The sequence below is a fragment of the Actinophytocola sp. genome, from assembly GCF_036555685.1.
GTDB lineage: Bacteria > Actinomycetota > Actinomycetes > Mycobacteriales > Pseudonocardiaceae > Actinophytocola.
In genome coordinates, this window is record NZ_DATBKY010000305.1 from 1 (window position 1) to 18,102 (window position 18,102).

19 protein-coding genes are annotated in these 18,102 nt (G+C 71.8%); 4 read left to right on the plus strand and 15 right to left on the minus strand.

Annotation, left to right across the window (positions count from 1 at the left end; translation table 11 throughout):
* Positions 1-20 precede the first annotated feature (20 nt).
* Positions 21-1,379: a TrpB-like pyridoxal phosphate-dependent enzyme gene (locus VH969_RS31980; protein WP_331981146.1), complete on the minus strand. Its 1,359-nt coding sequence runs from the start codon at positions 1,377-1,379 to the stop codon at positions 21-23.
* 92 nt (positions 1,380-1,471) lie between these two features.
* Between VH969_RS31980 and VH969_RS31985 the strand changes: the two genes are divergently transcribed.
* Entirely contained in the window at positions 1,472-1,954 is a 483-nt protein-coding gene (locus VH969_RS31985) for a cation:proton antiporter regulatory subunit (RefSeq protein WP_331981148.1), read from the plus strand.
* A 6-nt stretch (positions 1,955-1,960) separates the two neighbouring features.
* Positions 1,961-3,160: a cation:proton antiporter gene (locus VH969_RS31990; RefSeq protein WP_331981150.1), complete on the plus strand. Its 1,200-nt coding sequence runs from the start codon at positions 1,961-1,963 to the stop codon at positions 3,158-3,160.
* Here VH969_RS31990 and VH969_RS31995 read toward each other — a convergent pair.
* From VH969_RS31995 to xerD, 7 genes are all read right to left on the minus strand, one after another.
* On the minus strand, positions 3,119-4,276 hold the full coding sequence (locus VH969_RS31995) for a DUF1015 family protein (RefSeq protein ID WP_331981187.1): 1,158 nt from the start codon (positions 4,274-4,276) through the stop codon (positions 3,119-3,121). The two genes, VH969_RS31990 and VH969_RS31995, sit on opposite strands and share 42 nt — an antisense overlap.
* On the minus strand, positions 4,273-5,016 hold the full coding sequence (locus VH969_RS32000; protein WP_414638644.1) for a pseudouridine synthase: 744 nt from the start codon (positions 5,014-5,016) through the stop codon (positions 4,273-4,275). Before VH969_RS32000 ends, VH969_RS31995 begins: the two co-directional genes overlap by 4 nt.
* Positions 4,997-6,004 (minus strand): SMC-Scp complex subunit ScpB, encoded by a 1,008-nt coding sequence (gene scpB, locus VH969_RS32005; protein WP_414638645.1) that lies wholly within the window; start codon positions 6,002-6,004, stop codon positions 4,997-4,999. Before scpB ends, VH969_RS32000 begins: the two co-directional genes overlap by 20 nt.
* A complete protein-coding gene (locus VH969_RS32010) occupies positions 6,001-6,837 on the minus strand; it encodes a segregation and condensation protein A (protein ID WP_331981154.1) in 837 nt (278 codons plus the stop codon). The genes scpB and VH969_RS32010 overlap by 4 nt, the downstream gene beginning before the upstream one ends.
* A 6-nt stretch (positions 6,838-6,843) precedes the next feature.
* Positions 6,844-7,212 (minus strand): hypothetical protein, encoded by a 369-nt coding sequence (locus VH969_RS32015; protein WP_331981156.1) that lies wholly within the window; start codon positions 7,210-7,212, stop codon positions 6,844-6,846.
* Entirely contained in the window at positions 7,209-8,141 is a 933-nt protein-coding gene (locus VH969_RS32020; protein ID WP_331981158.1) for a ParA family protein, read from the minus strand. The genes VH969_RS32015 and VH969_RS32020 overlap by 4 nt, the downstream gene beginning before the upstream one ends.
* 138 nt (positions 8,142-8,279) lie before the next feature.
* Positions 8,280-9,218 (minus strand): site-specific tyrosine recombinase XerD, encoded by a 939-nt coding sequence (xerD, locus tag VH969_RS32025; RefSeq protein WP_331981160.1) that lies wholly within the window; start codon positions 9,216-9,218, stop codon positions 8,280-8,282.
* A 92-nt stretch (positions 9,219-9,310) separates the two neighbouring features.
* On the opposite strand from xerD, the gene VH969_RS32030 reads away from it, so the two are divergent.
* On the plus strand, positions 9,311-9,799 hold the full coding sequence (locus tag VH969_RS32030) for a DUF1707 domain-containing protein (protein ID WP_331981163.1): 489 nt from the start codon (positions 9,311-9,313) through the stop codon (positions 9,797-9,799).
* On the opposite strand, the gene VH969_RS32035 is transcribed toward VH969_RS32030, so the two are convergent.
* From VH969_RS32035 to VH969_RS32055, 5 genes are read right to left on the minus strand one after another with little or no spacing between them, the layout of a single operon-like run.
* A complete protein-coding gene (locus tag VH969_RS32035) occupies positions 9,796-10,512 on the minus strand; it encodes a FadR/GntR family transcriptional regulator (RefSeq protein WP_331981166.1) in 717 nt (238 codons plus the stop codon). The genes VH969_RS32030 and VH969_RS32035 overlap by 4 nt on opposite strands.
* A 4-nt stretch (positions 10,513-10,516) precedes the next feature.
* Complete coding sequence (locus VH969_RS32040; protein WP_331981169.1) at positions 10,517-11,281, minus strand: 3-oxoacyl-ACP reductase; 765 nt, start codon at positions 11,279-11,281, stop codon at positions 10,517-10,519.
* Entirely contained in the window at positions 11,278-12,642 is a 1,365-nt protein-coding gene (locus VH969_RS32045) for an aldehyde dehydrogenase family protein (protein ID WP_331981172.1), read from the minus strand. Before VH969_RS32045 ends, VH969_RS32040 begins: the two co-directional genes overlap by 4 nt.
* Positions 12,639-13,346, minus strand: a complete 708-nt coding sequence (locus VH969_RS32050) for a gamma-glutamyl-gamma-aminobutyrate hydrolase family protein (RefSeq protein ID WP_331981175.1) — start codon at positions 13,344-13,346, stop codon at positions 12,639-12,641. Before VH969_RS32050 ends, VH969_RS32045 begins: the two co-directional genes overlap by 4 nt.
* On the minus strand, positions 13,327-14,691 hold the full coding sequence (locus VH969_RS32055; protein WP_331981178.1) for a glutamine synthetase family protein: 1,365 nt from the start codon (positions 14,689-14,691) through the stop codon (positions 13,327-13,329). The genes VH969_RS32050 and VH969_RS32055 overlap by 20 nt, the downstream gene beginning before the upstream one ends.
* Positions 14,692-14,863: 172 nt before the next feature.
* Here VH969_RS32055 and VH969_RS32060 point away from each other — a divergent pair, with 172 nt between their 5' ends.
* Complete coding sequence (locus VH969_RS32060; protein WP_331981193.1) at positions 14,864-16,387, plus strand: amino acid permease; 1,524 nt, start codon at positions 14,864-14,866, stop codon at positions 16,385-16,387.
* A gap of 30 nt (positions 16,388-16,417) precedes the next feature.
* On the opposite strand, the gene VH969_RS32065 is transcribed toward VH969_RS32060, so the two are convergent.
* Together VH969_RS32065 and pyrG are read right to left on the minus strand one after the other, a co-directional pair.
* A complete protein-coding gene (locus tag VH969_RS32065) occupies positions 16,418-17,053 on the minus strand; it encodes an NUDIX domain-containing protein (protein WP_331981181.1) in 636 nt (211 codons plus the stop codon).
* A partial coding sequence (pyrG, locus tag VH969_RS32070; protein ID WP_331981184.1) for a CTP synthase occupies positions 17,050-18,102 on the minus strand: 1,053 nt, incomplete at its 5' end. The genes pyrG and VH969_RS32065, both read right to left, overlap by 4 nt.

The window sequence follows — 18,102 nt, forward strand, 5'->3', positions numbered from 1 at the left end:
GGGGGCCGGCACGGGGCGCGTCACGACATGGGGATCGTGGCCATTGCCTGCTTGAGCTCGTCGTCCGTCAGCTCACGGTCCACCATCTCACCGGAGAGGTAGTTCGCGTACGCCGGCAGGTCCAGGTGCGCGTGCCCGCACAGCGCCGTCAGGATCACCTTCTCCTCGCCGGTCTCCTTGCAGCGCAACGCCTCCCGCACGCATTCGGCCAGCGCGTGCGTCGGCTCCGGCGCCGGGACGATGCCCTCCGCCCGCGCGAACCGGACGCCCGCCGCGAAGCACTCGTTCTGGCCGATCGCCACGGCGTCCACCAGGCCGAGCGACACGATGTGCGACAGCAGCGGCGACATCCCGTGGTACCGCAGCCCGCCCGCGTGAATCGGGTCCGGGATGAAGTCGTGGCCCAGCGTGTGCATCTTCAGCAGCGGCGTGAGCCCGGCGGTGTCGCCGAAGTCGTACGCGTACGTGCCGCGCGTCAGCGACGGGCACGCCGCCGGCTCGACCGCGCGAATGGCCGGCGCCATGCGACCCGCCATCTTCTCCCGCAGGAACGGGAACGCGAGCCCGCCGAAGTTCGACCCGCCCCCCGTGCAGCCGACGATGACATCCGGCGTGTCGCCCGCCAGCTCGAACTGGCGCAGGGCCTCCTCGCCGATGATCGTCTGGTGCATCAGCACGTGGTTGAGCACGCTGCCCAGCGCATAGCGGGTGGCCGGATCAGCCGCGGCCATCTCGACCGCCTCGCTGATCGCGATGCCCAGCGAGCCCGTCGAGTCCGGGTGCTCCTTGAGCACGGCCCGCCCGGAGTTCGTCAGGTCCGACGGGCTCGGGTGGACGGTCGCGCCGAACGTCTCCATCATGATCTTGCGGTACGGCTTCTGGTCGTACGACGCGCGCACCTGCCAGACCTCGCACTCGAGGCCGTACTGCGCGCACGCGAACGCCAGCGCGCTCCCCCACTGCCCCGCGCCCGTCTCGGTGGTCAGCTTCGTGACGCCCTCGGCGGCGTTGTAGAACGCCTGCGGCACAGCGGTGTTCGGCTTGTGCGACCCGACCGGGCTGACACCCTCGTACTTGTAGTAGATCCGCGCGGGCGTACCGAGCGCCTTCTCCAGCCGGTGCGCGCGGAACAGCGGCGAGGGCCGCCACAGCCGGTAGACCTCCTGGACCTCCTCCGGGATCGGGATGTACCGATCCGCGCTGACCTCCTGCAGGATCAGCGCCATCGGGAACAGCGGGGCGAGGTCGTCGGGACCGACCGGCTCGCCCGTGCCCGGGTGCAGTGGTGGCGGGGGCGGCTCCGGCAGATCGGCCACGACGTTGTACCACTGTGTGGGCATGTCGGCTTCATCGAGGACGAACTTGGTACGAGCGGCCATCATGGCTCCTTGAACCGGCAACTAGATCGCGTCCACGTTAGGACCGCCCCGCTCGGGAAGAAAGGCCGGGGGCGGGTCGTTAACCCGACGTGGTGAATGTAGAGGTCACACCCTTGCCAGGGATCGGCACGCGCACGGACTTCGTGTCGCGCGCGGGCCGCCGGATCGGCGTCATCACCTACCGGGACGGCCGGCTCGAGCTGATCGTCTCCCGGGAGGACGATCCGGACGCGTGTACCGCGTCGATCCCGCTGTCGGTCGACGAGGCGGGCGCGCTCGCCGGCCTGCTCGGCGCGCCGCAGCTGGTCTCGGACCTGCGCAAGGAGAACGACGCCCTTACCGGCGTGCACACCAAGCAACTGTCCGTCCTGCACGCCTCCCCCTACGACGGGCGCACGCTCGGCGACACCCAGCTGCGCACGCGAACCGCGGTCTCCGTGGTGGCGGTCGTGCGCGCGGGCGCCGTGCACCCGTCGCCGCGGCCGGACTTCGTGCTCGGCGGTGGCGACGCGCTGATCACCGTCGGCACCACCGAAGGTTTGGCCAAGGCGGCCGCCGTCCTCGACAAGGGGTAACGGCCCGTGCACGAATCCGCGATCGCGCTGATCGAGCTGGGCGCGATCTTCTTCGGGCTCGGCATCCTCGGCCGGCTCGCGTGGAAGATCGGCATCTCCCCCATCCCGTTTTACCTGCTCGGCGGCCTCTTCTTCGGCAGCGGCGGGCTGGTCCCGCTCTCCGGCGTCACCGAGTTCACCGACCTAGCGAGCGAGATCGGCGTCGTCCTGCTGCTGCTCCTGCTGGGGCTGGAGTACTCGGCCGCCGAGCTCGTCACCGGCCTGCGCCGGTCGTGGCTCGCCGGGCTCGTCGACATCGTGCTGAATGCGACACCGGGTGCGGTGGTGGCGCTGGTGCTCGGCTGGGGCCCGGTCGGCGCGCTGGCGATGGCCGGCGTCACCTACATCTCGTCGTCGGGGATCGTCGCGAAGGTGCTCGGTGAGCTGGGCCGGCTGGGTAACCGGGAGACGCCGGTGGTGCTGTCGATCCTCGTGCTCGAGGACCTCGCGATGGCCGCCTACCTGCCGATCCTCACCGCGGTGCTGGCCGGCGCGACGCTGCTGGGCGGGCTGACCGCGATCGGTGTCTCGCTCGTCGTCGTGACGCTCGTGCTGCTGCTCGCGTTGCGGTACGGGCGGTACGTGTCCAAGATCGTGGACAGCAAGATCCCCGAGGTGTTCCTGTTGCGCGTGCTGGGTGCCGCGCTGCTCGTCGCGGGCTTCGCGCAGGAGCTGCAGGTGTCGGCGGCGGTCGGCGCGTTCCTGCTCGGCATCGCGATCTCCGGGTCGACCGCGCAGAACGCCGCCCGGATGCTGGAGCCGCTGCGGGACCTGTTCGCGGCGATGTTCTTCGTGGTGTTCGGGTTGAACACGGTGCCGTCGACGATCCCGCCCGTGCTGGGCGCGGCCGTGCTGCTGGCGCTGGTCACGACGGTCACCAAGGTCGGGACCGGCTGGTGGGCGGCGAAGCGGCAGGGCATCGGTTCGATGGGCCGGGCCCGGGCCGGCGCCGCGCTCGTGGCGCGGGGCGAGTTCTCGATCGTCATCGCGGGGCTCGCGGTGTCCGCGGGTGTGGTCGACCACCGGCTGGCCGCGCTGACCACCGCGTACGTCCTGGTGATGGGGATCCTCGGCCCGGTGGCCGCGCGGGTCGTCGAGCCGGTGGCGCGGCTGACGGTGCCGCGGCTACGGGCGACGCGCGCCCAGATCCGCCATCAGGAGACCTGAGCGCGGCTTGGGCGTGAAGTAGGTGCTCTTGCGGGGCATCCGCTCCCCCGCGGCGTGCACGGCGAGGACCTCGGCGAGCGGGACGGGGGCGAGCAGCAGCACGGCGTCCGCTGTGGACGGTGGGGACCGGTCACCGGCGAGCGGGCGGACGTGCGCGCCCTCGGGGTCGATACCGAGCGCGTCGCGGATCAGCACGTCCTCCACGACGGCGTGCTCCATCCCGTCGGGCAGCCGCACCGTAAGCGTCCCCTGTGGACATCGGACGACGGTCGTGCCGGGCTGCGCCGGCGGGTCGGCGCCGTCCGTCCGGGTGACGTCGAGGCCGTGGTCGCGCCACGCCTTCTCGAGGTCGGCGACGGTCAGGCCGGTGCCGGTGAGCACGCGGTGGAACGGGCCGATTCGCAGCGCCGGACCGGCGGTCACGAGCGCGAGCATCCCGGTCAGGCCGGCGGCGGCCGCGGCGGCGACACGGTGGTTGCCGTCCGCGACCATCAGCGGATTCTCGGCGGCCGCGGCCAGCACCCGCTCGCGTTCCGCGCCGGGGCCGAGCAGCCACAGCCGGTGCCGCCTGCCCTTGGAGTCCACTGTGGATACCGCGGGCGGGGTGTCCGCGGTCGCGTCCCGGATCGTGCCGGTGAGCTCGTCGCGGTCGCCGACCGAGACCAGCATCGCCGCGCTCGTCGCGCAGCCGAGCCCGGTCAGCGCCTCGGCCCGCTCGGCGACGACCTCCGGGTAGACCTCCTCGCTGTGCCGCACGCGGCCGATCCCCTCGGCGTCCACGGCGGCCGGGTCGACCATGCACAGCAGCCCGCACGCCGTCCCGTCCGGACCGTCCACTTCGTACGGTGCGACGACGTCGGTGACCTCGCGGTAGTCGGTGCGCAGCAGCACGGCGAGAGTGGCGCGGGCGTCCGGCAGCGCGTCGAGCAGGTGCAGCCCGCGGGCACGCGCGGCCGGCGTGCGGTGCGGGTGCTGGACGGCGAGCAGGGTGCGCGCGCCGGTCCGGCGCAGCGCGGCGACGATGCGGTCGGGTTCGGCGAACTCGTCGACGTCCGGGCCGGGCACCTCGCTGCGCACGACCCAGGCTCGGTCGATCGGCCGGACCCAGGTCATCAGAGGCCGACGGCGGCGTAGAGCGACCCGATCTCCTGCCGGTTCAGCGCGCGCAGCGAGCCGGGGCGCTGGTTGCCGAGCCGGACGTCGCCGATCCGGGTGCGGACGAGCTTGCGGACGGGGTGGCCGATTTCGGCGAGCAGCCGGCGCACGATGTGGTTGCGGCCCTCGTGCAGCACGACCTCGACGAGCGCCTTGCCGGCCGTGGAGTCCACGACCTTGAAGGAGTCGACCCGCACGGGCCCGTCCTCGAGCTCGATGCCCTCGCGCAGCCTGCGGCCGACGTCGCGCGCGACGGGGGCCTTGACCTCGGCGAGGTAGGTCTTGAGCACGACGTAGGACGGGTGCATGAGGCGGTGGGCGAGCTCGCCGTCGTTGGTGAGCAGCAGCAGGCCTTCGGTCTCGGCGTCGAGGCGGCCGACGTGGAAGAGGCGCTCCTTGCGGTCGCGGACGTAGTCGCCGACGCTCGGGCGGCCGCGGTCGTCGGACATCGTGGTGTGCACGCCGCGCGGCTTGTTGAGCGCGAGGTAGACGAGGTCGTCGCGCACGACGACGCGGACGCCGTCCACGTGGATCACGGCGGTGTCCGGGTCGACACGGCGACCGAACTCGCTGACCACCTCGCCGTTCACGCTGACCCGGCCCTGCGCGATGAGCTCCTCCGCGGCGCGGCGGCTCGCGACCCCGGCCTGGGCGAGCACCTTCTGCAGGCGGATTCCGTCGTCAGACATCATCGATGGCATCCACTTCGGGCAGCAGCGGCGCGATCGGCGGCAGGTCCTCGAGGGAGGAGAGGCCGAGGCGCTCGAGGAATAGTTCCGTGGTGCGGTAGAGGAAGCCGCCGGTCTCGACATCGGTACCGGTCTCCTCGACGAGGCCGCGCGCGAGGAGCGTGCGGATCACGCCGTCGCAGTTGACCCCGCGGACGGCGGCCACGCGCGCGCGGGTCACGGGCTGGCGGTAGGCGATGACGGCGAGCGTCTCGAGGGCGGCACGGGTGAGCTTGGCGCGCTGCCCGTCGAGGAGCATCTTCTCGACGTAGGGCGCGTACTTGTCTCGGGTGTAGAACCGCCAGCCTCCGCCGGCGCGGCGCAGGTCGAACCCGCGCTCGTGCTCGGCGAGAGTCGTGGCCATGCGCCCGAGCGTCTCGGTCACGCGCACGAGCTCGGCGCCGACCGCGTTGGCGAGCACGTCCTCCTCCACGGGCGAGTCCACGACCAGGAGAAGGGCCTCGAGCGCCTTCTCGAGCTCCTCGTCGCCGAGCCGGGGAAGCTCGTCAGACTCGACCTCCTCGCCCTCGGGCTCGGTGGGCGGGTCCGCGTCGTGGAGCTCTCCGGGGCCCGCCGACTCCGGCTCGCCCGCCTGCTCGGGAGGCTCCACTGGTGCGTCGCCGACCGCCGGCGGCAGGGCCTCGGTCGGTGGATCGGCGTCGTGCAGCGCCCCGGATTCGGCCGCCGGCTCGGCGACCGGCTCACTCGCCGTCGGCTCGGCACCGGGATCCGGTTGTTCGGCCTCTTCCGGTTCCACATCCGAAGGCGGCTCGGCCTCACCGGGCTCCACCGCCGTGGGCGGGTCGGCGTCGTGCAGTGCCTCCGGGCCGGCCGACTCCGGTTCGCCTTCGGGCTCGCGGGGCGGCGCGTCCGTCGCCGGTAGGTCGTCGACCACCTCGGTCGGTGGGTCCGCGTCCGCGGCCGGCCCCGTGACCGGCCGCGGCTCCTGCGGTGAGCTCACCCGTACTCCTCCTCCTCGTCGCCGACGACGTCATCGGCGGCGGCCGTCGCGTCCTCGGCGCTGCCGCCGGTCCACTGCACGTGGAGCTCGGCCAGCGCCTCCTCCTGCTCGAACGCGACCACGTCCTCCTTGTACAGGTCCAGCAGCGCCAGAAAGCGCGCCACGACCTCCACGCTGTGCTCGCAGTCGGCCACCAGCTCGCCGAACGAGGCGCGACCCGTCGTCGCGAGCCGAACCCGCAAGACCTTCGCGTGCTCCCGCACCGACACCTTGCCCATGTGCAGGTGCTCGATCGAGACCGTCGGCGGCGGCTTCGGCCGGAAGACCGCCGCCGCGAGCTCGGCGAACCGGTCCGGGCTCACGCCCAGCATGACCTCCGGGAGCAGCGACGAGAACCGGTCCTCCAACGCCACCGACCGCGGGTAGCGCCGCAGCGCACCCTGCTCCAGCTCCGCGAAGAGCGCGGCCACCTGCTTGTACGCCCGGTACTGCAGCAACCGCGCGAACAGCAGGTCGCGCGCCTCCAGCAGCGCCAGGTCCTCCTCGTCCTCGACGTCGCCCGTGGGCAGCAGGCGCGCGGCCTTCAGGTCGAGCAGCGTCGCCGCGACCACCAGGAACTCCGTGGTCTCGTCCAGGTTCCAGTCGTCGCCCGCCTGGTGCAGGTGGGCGATGAAGTCGTCCGTGACCTGGTGCAACGCGACCTCGGTGACGTCCAGCTCGTGCTGGGAGATCAGCTGCAGCAGCAGGTCGAACGGACCCTCGAAGTTCGACAACCGCACGGTGAACCGCGTGGGCGCCGACTCTTCCGGAGCGTCGGAGGCCGATGAGATCAACAAGCACTACTTCCCGGTGTCATGACGCAATCGTCGCACCAGCACCGAGTCCTCGCCGCGCTCCTCCAGGTCGGCGAGCACCATCGCGATGGCCTCGCGCACCACCCGGCCGCGGTCGACAGCGAGTCCGTGCGTCGCGCGCAGCGCCAGCCGCGCGTGCTCGAGCGCGAGCAGCTCCTCGTCGGAGACGTAGACCGTGATCTTCGCGGTGTGCTTCTGCCGCGGGGTGCCCCGCCGCGGCGTGGTGACGGCGTGGTGGCCCGCCGAGTGCCCGTTGTTCGTGGTCGTAGGCCGGCCGTGATCGAACCACTCCTCGGTCGGCCCCGTGGATCTGAACAGTTCCGCCGCCCCCGGCAACGAGGCTCGGCGGTTCACCGTGCGTGCGCCACTTCGCGGGCGATCACTTCTCGAGCCAGCTGGCGGTAGGCCTTCGCGCCGGCGGAGCGCGGCGCCCAGACGGTGATCGGCGCGCCGGCGACCGTGGTCTCCGGGAATCGGACCGTCCGGTTTATCACGGTGTCGAACACGACGTCCTGGAAGCGCTCGACGACACGCTGGATGACCTCGCGCGAGTGCAGCGTGCGCGGGTCGAACATGGTCGCGAGGATGCCGGTGATCTCGAGCTTCGGGTTGAGCCGCTCACGCACCTTCTCGATGGTGTCGATGAGCAGCGCCACCCCGCGCAGGCTGAAGAACTCGCACTCCAGCGGGATCAGCACGCCGTCGGCGGCCGCGAGCGCGTTGACCGTGAGCAGGCCGAGCGAGGGCTGGCAGTCGATGAGGATGTAGTCGTAGTGGTCGACGACCGGGCGCAACGCGCGGACCAGCGTGTGCTCGCGGCCCACCTCGGCGACCAGCTGGACCTCGGCCGCGGACAGGTCGATGTTGCTCGGCAGCAGGTCCATGTTGTCGACGCCGGTGCGGATCACGGCGTCGCCGACGCTCGCCGACCGCTCGATGATGACGTTGTAGATCGTGCGTTCGAGCTGGTGGGCGGGGATGCCGAGGCCGACCGAGAGCGCACCCTGCGGGTCGAAGTCGACGATGAGCACGCGCCGGCCGAACTCGGTCAGCGCCGCGCCGAGGTTGATCGTGGACGTGGTCTTGCCGACGCCGCCCTTCTGGTTGCAGAGTGCGAGCACCTTCGCCGGACCGTGCCCGTTGAGCAGGGGCGGTTCCGGGATGTGCCGCTTCGGGCGGCCGGTGGGTCCGAGTGCGCCGTTGGGGCTTTCGTCGAGCGCCTCGTCCTCGTCGGAGGCCGCCCGGGGGGCGATGCTGAGCTCCGAGGGATGAAATGTCGACATATGGACCTAGCTCCTTGTCGTCCGCTGTGCGCCGAAGCTTAGAGATCGCCTGGTGCGGGCGGCAAAGAGGCTCGCCGTTGCGCCTCGCCGGAATTAAAAGTGTTGGCCGAGTCGCACGTCGATCCCCCAGGCGGACCGCTAACCGCGGGCTCGCGGGTGGGCCGTCGCGTAGATCTCGCGCAGGGTGTTGACCGTGACCAGGGTGTAGATCTGCGTGGTGGTGACCGACGCGTGACCCAGCAGCTCCTGCACCACGCGGACGTCCGCGCCGCCCTCCAGCAGGTGGGTGGCGAACGAGTGGCGCAGCGTGTGCGGCGACACCGACGCCGCGATGCCGGCCCGTTCCGCGGTCATCTTCAGCACCTGCCACGCGCTCTGCCGGGACAGCCGGCCGCCGCGCATGTTGAGGAACACCGCCGGCGTGCCGCGGCCGTGGGTGGCCAGCCCGGGCCGGGCCCGCACCAGGTAGGCGTCCAGCGCGTCCAGGGCGGGGCGGCCGATCGGCACCAGCCGCTGCTTGCCGCCCTTTCCGTCGAGCAGCACGGTCCGCTCGTGGGCGTCGACGTCGTCGAGGTCCAGGCCGACCGCCTCGGAGATGCGCGCCCCGGTCGAGTACAGGACCTCCAGCAGCGCGCGGTCCCGCAGCGCCCCCGCGGTCTCGACGCCCGGGGTGTCGAGCAGCCGCACGACGTCGTCGACGGGGAGCGCCTTGGGCAGCCGGCGCGGCGCGGCCGGCGGCCGGACCTCGCGGGCCGGGTCGAGGTCGACCAGGCCCTCGCGGACGGCGAACTTGTGCAGGCCGCGCACGGCGACGAGCGCGCGGGCCGCGGACGACGCCGCCAGCGGGGGATGCGCGACGTCGCCCTCGCGGAGCACGGCCAGGAAGGCGGAGACGTCGGCCTCGGTCACCGCCGAGAGATCACGTGCGCCCGCGGCGGTGAGGTGGGCGGCGTAGCGGCGCAGGTCGCGGGTGTAGCCGTCGAGCGTGTTGCGGGCCGTGCCACGTTCGACGGCGAGATGATCGAGGTAGCCGTCGACCGCGGCGGCGAGGGCCGGTGCGACCGGACGCTCGATCATGGCACCTCCCTGGGCGGCCCAGCCTATTCCGGGCACGCTGCGGTTGTGCGTCATTCGGCTTGGCGTGGCGCCGCTGACGTATCGTGGGGCGGGTGAGCGAACCGGCCGGATCGGACGAGCTTCGCATCGGCACACGCGAGCGTGAGGAGGCCGTCAAGGTCCTCGGCGACCACCTCTCGGAAGGCCGGTTGGAGCTCGGCGAGTACGAGGAGCGCGTCGGCAGGGCCGTCGAGGCCCGGACGCGCGGTGAGCTGCGGCCGCTGTTCAGCGACCTGCCCGCGCCGTACCCGGCGTTCATGCTGCCGCCCGCCCGTCCGGTCGAGGCGGTCGCGGTGCCGGTGTACCCGCAGCGCGCGGTCGTGGAGTACGAGGAGTCCGACCGCTACCGGGTGGTGGCGGGCGTGCTGCAGATCGTCTTCCCGTTCGGCGTGGGCCGGTTCTACACCGGGCACACGGGGATCGCGCTCGCGCAGCTGTTCACGATGTTCATCGGCGTCGGCGTGATCTGGTCGATCATCGACGGCATCATCATGCTCGCCGGCGGCGGCACCGACGTGTACGGCCGGCCACTGCGGATCTAGAGGAACGCACGCAGGAGCGCGGCCGTGCCCTCGAGGTGCTCGGCCATCGCGCCGCGCGCGCCGGCCGGGTCGCCGGACAGGATGGCCGACACGATCGTGCGGTGCTGGACGTTCGAGTGCTCGATATTGGTGGCCAGCAACGGGATCGCGTCGAGGAGCTCGTTCACCCGGCTGCGCACGTCGGCCACCGCGGTCATCAGCGACGGCGCCGCGGTGACCTCCGCGATCGCCAGGTGCAGCCGCGAGTCGCGGCGGCGGTACTCGTCGGCCGAGCCGATACCGACGGCGTCCACGTCGGTGAGCGCGGCCATCAGGTGCCGGCGCTCCGCCGGCGTCAGCGCGCGGGCCGCGGCCGTCTCCGCGGCGCCGGTCTCCAGCACCCGGCGCATCGTCAGCACGTCCTCCATGTCCACATCGGACGGATCGGGGACGGGCGCGTCCGGCAGGGTGCCGACGACGAACGTGCCGCCGTAGCGGCCGCGCCGCGACTCGACGTAGCCCGCGTCCGCGACCGCGCGGATCGCCTCGCGCAGCGTCACCCGGCTCACGCACAACCGTGCGGCGAGCTCCCGCTCGGCCGGCAGCCGCTCCCCCGGTCCCACCACGCCGAGCCGGATCGCCTGCAGCAGCCGCTCGACGGTCTCCTCGAACGCGTTGCGCGTGCGAACCGGACGGAACACCGCGGCCGACGCGGACCGCACGGTGGTGGACATGGCCCTAGATCGGCGTCACGTAGGCGCCGGAGATGCCACCGTCCACGAGGAACGACGACGCGGTGATGAACGAGGCGTCGTCGCTCGCGAGGAACGCGACCGCGGCCGCGATCTCCGACGCCTCCGCGAACCGTCCCATGGGGACGTGCACGAGCCGCCGCTGCGCCCGCTCGGGGTCGGAGGCGAACAGCTCCTGCAGGAGCGGCGTGTTGACCGGGCCGGGGCACAGCGCGTTGACCCGGATGCCCTCGCGGGCGAACTGCACGCCCAGCTCGCGCGTCATCGACAGCACGCCGCCCTTCGAGGCGGAGTACGAGATCTGCGAGGTGGCCGCGCCCATCACGGCGACGAACGAGGCGGTGTTGATGATCGAGCCGCGGCCTTGCCGGCGCATGTGTGGCAGCACGTACTTGCAGCACAGGTACACCGAGGTCAGGTTGACCCGCTGCACCCGCTCCCACACCTCGACGCCGGTGGTGAGGATCGAGTCGTCCTCGGGCGGGGAGATGCCGGCGTTGTTGAACGCCACGTCCACGCTCCCGTGCGTGCGCGCGACCTGGTCGAACATCGCCTCGACGGCCGCCTCGTCGGTGACGTCGCAGGTGATCGCGGCACCGTCGACCTCCTTGGCCAGCGTCTCGATCGCGTCCGTGGTGAGGTCGACGGCGACCACGCGCGCCCCCTCCTCGGCGAAGCGCCGGGCGGTCGCGAGGCCGATCCCGCTCGCCGCCCCGGTCACCACGGCGACCCGGTCCTGCAGACGGTTCACGACTCCCCCTCCGTCGAGATGAACACGTTCTTGGTCTCGGTGAACGCGTCCAGCGCGTCCGGTCCGAGCTCGCGGCCGAGACCCGACTGCTTCACGCCGCCGAACGGCGTCCAGTAGCGGACCGACGAGTGCGAGTTCACCGACAGGTTGCCGGCCTCGACGCCGCGCGCCACGCGCATCGCGCGCCCGACGTCGCGGGTCCAGATCGAGCCGGACAGGCCGTACTCGGTGTCGTTGGCCATCCGCAGGGCGTCGGCCTCGTCGTCGAACGGCTGCACGGTGACGACCGGTCCGAACACCTCCTCGACGACCACGCGGTCGGCCGGGGTGCGCGGCAGGACGACGGTCGGCGGGAACCAGAAGCCGGGGCCGGCCGGCGCGCTGCCGCGGAACGCCACCTCGACGCTGTCGTCCACATAGGACGAGACGGACGCGTGGTGCGCGGCGGAGATGAGCGGACCCATCTCGGTCTTCTCGTCGGCCGGGTCCCCGACGACGACGCCGTGCACGGCCGGCTCGAGCAGCTCGAGGAACCGGTCGAACACGCTGCGCTGCACGAGGATCCGCGACCGTGCGCAGCAGTCCTGGCCGGCGTTGTCGAACACCCCGTACGGGGCGGTGGCGGCCGCCGCCTCGAGGTCGGCGTCGGCGAACACGACGTTGGCGTTCTTGCCGCCGAGCTCGAGCGTCACCCGCTTCACCTGCGCGGCGCAGCCGGCCATGATCTGCCGGCCTACCTCGGTGGATCCGGTGAACACGACCTTGCGCACCAACGGGTTCTCGACGAACCGCCGGCCCACGACCGAGCCCTTGCCGGGCACGACCTGGAACACGTCGGCGGGCAGGCCGGCCTCGCGGGCGAGCTCGCCGAGTCGCAGCGCGGTCATCGGGGTCAGCTCGGCCGGCTTGAGCACGACGGTGTTGCCGGCCGCGAGCGCGGGCGCGAAACCCCAGCCGGCGATCGGCATCGGGAAGTTCCACGGCACGATCACGCCGACGACGCCCAGCGGCTCGGCGAAGGTGAGGTTGACCCCGCCCGGCACCGGGATCTGCCTGCCGAACAGCCGTTCCGGCGCGGCGGCGTAGTAGTGCAGCACGTCGCGGACGTTGCCGGCCTCCCAGCGGGCGTTGCCGATGGTGTGGCCGGAGTTGGCGACCTCGAGCGCGGCGAGGTTCTCGATGTCGGCGTCGACGGCGTCGGCGAAGCGGCGCAGCAGCCGCGCCCGGTCGCCCGGCGCCACGTCCCGCCACGCCGGCCGCGCGCGGTGGGCCCGCTCGATCGCGGCGTCGGTGTCGGCGGCCGACGTCGGCGGCACGGTCGTGACCACCTCCTCGGTGGTCGGGTTGATCACTTCCGTCACGTCTTCGCCTCCCCCACGAGTGCCGCGAACAGCTGCCAGGCGGGCCCGTCCTCCTCCGGATGCCACTGCACGCCGATCGCGAAGCGGCCGGGCAGCTCGACGCCTTCCACGGTCCCGTCGCCCGCCCACGCGACCGGCACGAGCCCGTCGCCGAGCCGGTCGAGCGACTGGTGGTGGTGGCAGTGGACATCGACCTGCTCGCCTAGGATCCCCGCGAGCCGGCTGCCGGCGGCCACCTTCACCGGTACCCGGCCGAACGTGCCGGGCATCGGCAGGTGGTCGTGGTTGCCGACCTCGTCCGGCAGGTGCTGGTGCAGCGTGCCGCCGAGGACGACGTTCAGCATCTGCATGCCCCGGCAGACGCCGAGCAGCGGCAGGCCGAGCTCGAGCGCGAGCGCCACTAGCCGCCGCTCGCTGCCGTCCCGGTCCGGCCGCGGCGGCCCGGACTCGATCCGCCGCTCGGCGCCGTAGGCGGCGGGGTCGATGTCCGCGCCACCCGCGACGACCAGACCGTCCAACCGGGACAGCAGGTCAGCGGTCCACGCCCCGACGGGTGGGAGCAGGACCGGCGTGCCGCCCGCGGTGACCACCCCGTCGAGGTAGCCGCGGGGCAGGACGGCCGACGGGACGTCCCAGACTCCGAACCGGGTCTGCTCGAGGTAGGCGCTGATCCCGATGAGCGGGCTAGAGCCGTTCGAAGCCACGGAACTTCTCCCAGTCGGTGACCGCCGCGTCGTAGGCGGCGAGCTCCACGCGCGCGTTGTTGAGATAGTGGTCGACGACGTCGTCGCCGAAGGCGGCGCGCGCGTGCTTGCTCTCCGCGAGCAGCTCGGCCGCGGCCCGCAGCGTTGAGGGCACGTGCGGCTTGTCGGACTCGTACGCGTTGCCGACGAACTCCGGCTCCAGCGGCAGCTCGTTCTCGATCCCGTGCAGCCCGGCGGCGACCAGGGCGGCCACCGCGAGGTAGGGGTTCACGTCCCCGCCGGGCACCCGGTTCTCCACCCGCAGCGAGTCGCCGTGGCCGACGACGCGCAACGCGCACGTGCGGTTGTCCATGCCCCACGCGACGGCGGTCGGGGCGAAGCTGCCCGACGCGAACCGCTTGTAGGAGTTGATGTTCGGCGCGAAGAAGTAGGTGAGCTCGCGCAGCAGCGCCTGCTGGCCGGCGAGGAAGTGCTCCATCAGCTTCGAGAACCCGTGCGGCCCGTCCCCGGCGAGCGACGTGGCGCCGTCGGTGCCGCGCAGCGAGATGTGGATGTGGCAGGAGTTGCCCTCGCGCTCGTTGTACTTGGCCATGAACGTCAGGCTCTTGCCATGCCGCGCGGCGATCTCCTTGGCGCCGGTCTTGTAGACGCTGTGGTTGTCGCAAGTGGTCAGCGCGTCGGCGTACCGGAAGGCGATCTCGTGCTGGCCGGGGTTGCACTCCCCCTTGGCGGACTCGACGTACATGCCGGCGCCGGTCATGCCGTTGCGGATGTCGCGCAGCAGCGGCTCGAGCCGGCCGGTGCCGAGCATCGAGTAGTCCACGTTGTACTGGTTGGCCGGGGTCAGGTCGCGGTAGGCCTTCGTCCAGGCGTCCTCGTAGGAGTCGTCGAACACGATGAACTCGAGCTCGGTGCCGACGTACGCGGCGAGGTCGCGCTCGGCGAGGCGGTCGAGCTGGCGGCGCAGCACCTGGCGCGGCGAGGCCGGCACGGGGCCGCCCTCGACCCACTCGATGTCGGCGAGCACGAGCGCGGTGTTGGCGTGCCACGGCACGAGCCGAAGTGTCGACATGTCGGGGCGGAGCACGAAGTCCCCGTACCCCCGCTCCCACGAGGACATCGAGTAGCCGTCGACCGTGTTCATGTCCACGTCGACCGCCAGCAGGTAGTTGCAGGCCTCGGTGGCGTGCGGCACGACCTCGTTGAGGAAGTACTCGGCGGCACATCGCTTGCCCTGCAGCCGGCCCTGCATGTCGGTCATGGCCACGAGCACGGTGTCGACAGCACCCTGGTCAACCAGCTCGCGGAGGCGCTGGGGGTTGAGCAAGCCGTCGCGGTGTCCCATGAGACGACCTCCAAAGGATCCCGTCTGAACCATTGACGCCGTTTTTACACGGGTGCACTCTGGCGTACCAACGAGCACCGTACGAGAACTGTAGCCCCCAGCCGACCCAAAGGACTGCTCCTGGCCCATTGGCACCAGAGGAGGCCCCGTGACATCCGACAGCCCGCAGGCCATGGCGGCCGAACCTGCACCCGCCAACCACGATGAGACGCGGCTCCACGAGCTCGGGTACGCCCAGGAGCTCGCCCGCCGCATGTCCGGATTCTCGAACTTCGCCGTCTCGTTCACGATCATCTCGATCCTGTCCGGCTGCCTCACGCTGTACGGGTTCGGCCTCAACACCGGCGGCCCGGTCGTCATCGTGTGGGGCTGGCCGATCGTCGGCCTGCTGACCCTGATGGTCGGCCTCGCCATGGCCGAGGTCTGCTCGAGCTTCCCGACCGCGGGCGGCCTGTACTACTGGGCCGCGAAGCTCGCCCGCCGCAACGCCGCCGCGTGGTCGTGGTTCACGGGCTGGTTCAACTTCCTCGGCCAGGTGGCGGTGACCGCCGGCATCGACTTCGGCGCGGCGTTCTTCCTCAACGCGTTCCTCAACCTGCAGTTCGGGTTCGACGCGACACCGGGCAACACGATCCTGCTGTTCGGCATCATCCTCGTCGTCCACGGGCTGCTGAACACGTTCGGTGTGCGGCTCGTCGCGCGGCTCAACGACATCAGCGTGTGGTGGCACGTGATCGGCGTGCTGATCATCGTGCTCGTGCTGGCGTTCGTGCCCGACCAGCACCAGTCGGCGTCGTTCGTGTTCGGCCACTTCGTCAACAACACCGGCTGGGCGTCGACGCTGTACGTCTGCCTGCTCGGCCTGCTGCTCGCCCAGTACACGCTGACCGGGTACGACGCGAGCGCGCACATGACCGAGGAGACGCACGACGCCGCCCGCAGCGGTCCCCGCGGCATCGTCATGTCGATCGTCGTGTCGCTGATCGCCGGCTGGGTGCTGCTGATCGGTCTGACGTTCGCGATCCAGAGCTACGAGAGCGCGACCGGCACGGCGACCGCGGTGCCGCCGGCACAGATCTTCATCGACGCGGTCGGCTCGACCGGCGGCAAGCTGCTGCTGCTGATCGCGATCGGCGCGCAGCTGTTCTGCGGCATGTCGTCGGTCACCGCAAACTCGCGGATGATCTACGCGTTCTCGCGCGACGGCGCGCTGCCGGCCTCGGCGTTCTGGCACCGGGTGAACAAGCGCACCCGGACCCCGACGAACGCCGTGTGGCTGGCCGCGGGCGGCGCGTTCGTGCTCGGCCTGCCCTACCTGTGGAACAACACGGCGTACGCGGCGGTGACCTCGATCGCGGTCATCGGCCTGTACATCGCCTACGTGCTGCCGACGTTCCTGCGGCTGCGCCAGGGCGACGCGTTCGAGCGCGGTCCGTGGCACCTCGGCCGGTGGAGCAAGATCGTCGGCACGATCGCCGTGGTCTGGGTCGGCATCATCACGATCCTGTTCATGCTGCCGCAGGTCAACCCGATCACGGTGACGACGTTCAACTACACACCGATCGCCGTGCTCGTGGTCCTCGGGTTCGCCGGGATCTGGTGGGCCACGTCGGCCCGCCGCTGGTTCAAGGGCCCGAAGGTGCAGGGCACGCCGGAGGAGCTGGCCGCCATCGAGCGGGACCTGGAGGTCATCTGACGGGCCAGGCCTACCAGGCCCACGCGATCGTCAGTCACCGCCCTGCCGACGGCGCGGCAGCCTCGTCGGCATGTCGCGCCACGGCGCGTCGGCCGGGCGGATCGGCAGCAGCATGGTCTTCATCGCGTGGGCGGCGAGCAGGCCACCGATCGTCGACGCGTTCACCACCTCGCCGGTGAACACCATGCGCACGGCCTCGTCGAGCGGCAACCGCTCGGCCACGAGGTCCGCCTCCTCGTCGCCCTCGACCTGCCGCTCGACGGCGGCGAGGTCGGTGGCGAGGTAGACGCGGACCACCTCGTCGGTGAACCCGGGCGAGGCCGCGACGTCGACGAGCACCGACCAGTCCCCCGCGGTGAGACCGACCTCCTCGACGAGCTCGCGGCGCGCGGTTTCCACCGGGTCCTCGCCGGGCTTGTCGAGCAGCCCGGCGGGCAGCTCCCAGGTCCGCCTGCCGATCGGGTGGCGGTACTGGTGGATCAGCGTGACGTGGTCGTCCTCGTCGAGGGCCAGGATCGCGACGGCGCCGTAGTGCTCCACGACCTCCCGCTTGGCGGTGCGGCCGCCGGGCATCGACACGTCGTCGACGCGCAGCGCGACGATGCTGCCGTCGTAGAGGTACTCGGAGGAGCGGACCTCGAAGTTGTGCCGGCCGGGCTCGGTCAAGAGCTCGCCCCCAGCGGCTCGGGCAGCTCGACCGGCAGCCGCTCGGCGGCGCGGTAGGCCAGCGCCGCCTTCACGAAGCCGGCGAACAGCGGGTGCGGGCGGGTCGGCCGGCTCTTGAGCTCGGGGTGCGCCTGGGTGCCGACGAAGAACGGGTGCGTCTCGGGGGGCAGCTCGACGAACTCGACCAGCCGCTCGTCCGGCGACAGGCCGGAGAACCGGACGCCGGCCTTGCCCAGCTTGGCGCGGTAGGCGTTGTTGACCTCGTAGCGGTGCCGGTGCCGCTCGGACACCTCGCGGGTCCCGTACGCGGCGGCCACGACCGAGCCCGCCTCGAGCCGGGCCGGGTAGGCGCCGAGCCGCATCGTGCCGCCCATGTCGCGCTCGCCGGCGACGACGTCCTGCTGGTCGGCCATCGTGCTGATGACCGGGTGTTCGGTGGTCTCGTCGAACTCCGAGGAGTTGGCGTCGGCGATGCCGGCCAGGTGGCGGGCGGTCTCGATGACCATGCACTGCAGACCGAGGCACAGACCCAGCGTGGGGATCCCGTGCTCGCGAGCGTGCCGGATCGCGCCGATCTTGCCCTCGATGCCCCGCACGCCGAACCCGCCGGGGATCAGCACACCGTCCAAACCGGACAGCTGGGCCGTGGCGCCGGCCGGCGTCTCGCAGGTGTCCGACGGGACCCAGACGACCTCGACCTTGGCGCGGTGCGCGAACCCGCCCGCGCGCAGCGCCTCGGTGACCGACAGGTAGGCGTCCGGCAGGTCGACGTACTTGCCGACCACCGCGATCCGGACCGTCTCCTTCGGACTGTGCACACGCGAGAGCAGGTCGCCCCACACGGTCCAGTCGACGTCCCGGAACGGCAGCCCGAGGCGGCGCACGACATAGGCGTCGAGGCCCTCGCTGTGCAGCACCTTGGGGATGTCGTAGATCGACGGCGCGTCCGGCGCGGCCACGACGGCGTCGATGTCGACGTCGCACATGAGCGCGATCTTGCGCTTGAGCCCGCTCGGCACCTCGCGGTCGGCCCGGCACACGACGGCGTC

Excerpts from the sequence above, each read along its gene's own strand:
- VH969_RS32020 (WP_331981158.1), bottom strand. The coding sequence starts at position 8,141 with ATGTCGACATTTCATCCCTCGGAGCTCAGCATCGCCCCCCGGGCGGCC.
- VH969_RS32035 (WP_331981166.1), bottom strand. The coding sequence starts at position 10,512 with ATGTCCACCACCGTGCGGTCCGCGTCGGCCGCGGTGTTCCGTCCGGTT.
- xerD (WP_331981160.1), bottom strand. The coding sequence starts at position 9,218 with ATGATCGAGCGTCCGGTCGCACCGGCCCTCGCCGCCGCGGTCGACGGC.
- VH969_RS32000 (WP_414638644.1), bottom strand. The coding sequence starts at position 5,016 with ATGCCATCGATGATGTCTGACGACGGAATCCGCCTGCAGAAGGTGCTC.
- VH969_RS31980 (WP_331981146.1), bottom strand. The coding sequence starts at position 1,379 with ATGGCCGCTCGTACCAAGTTCGTCCTCGATGAAGCCGACATGCCCACA.
- VH969_RS32055 (WP_331981178.1), bottom strand. The coding sequence starts at position 14,691 with ATGGGACACCGCGACGGCTTGCTCAACCCCCAGCGCCTCCGCGAGCTG.
- VH969_RS32060 (WP_331981193.1), top strand. The coding sequence starts at position 14,864 with ATGGCGGCCGAACCTGCACCCGCCAACCACGATGAGACGCGGCTCCAC.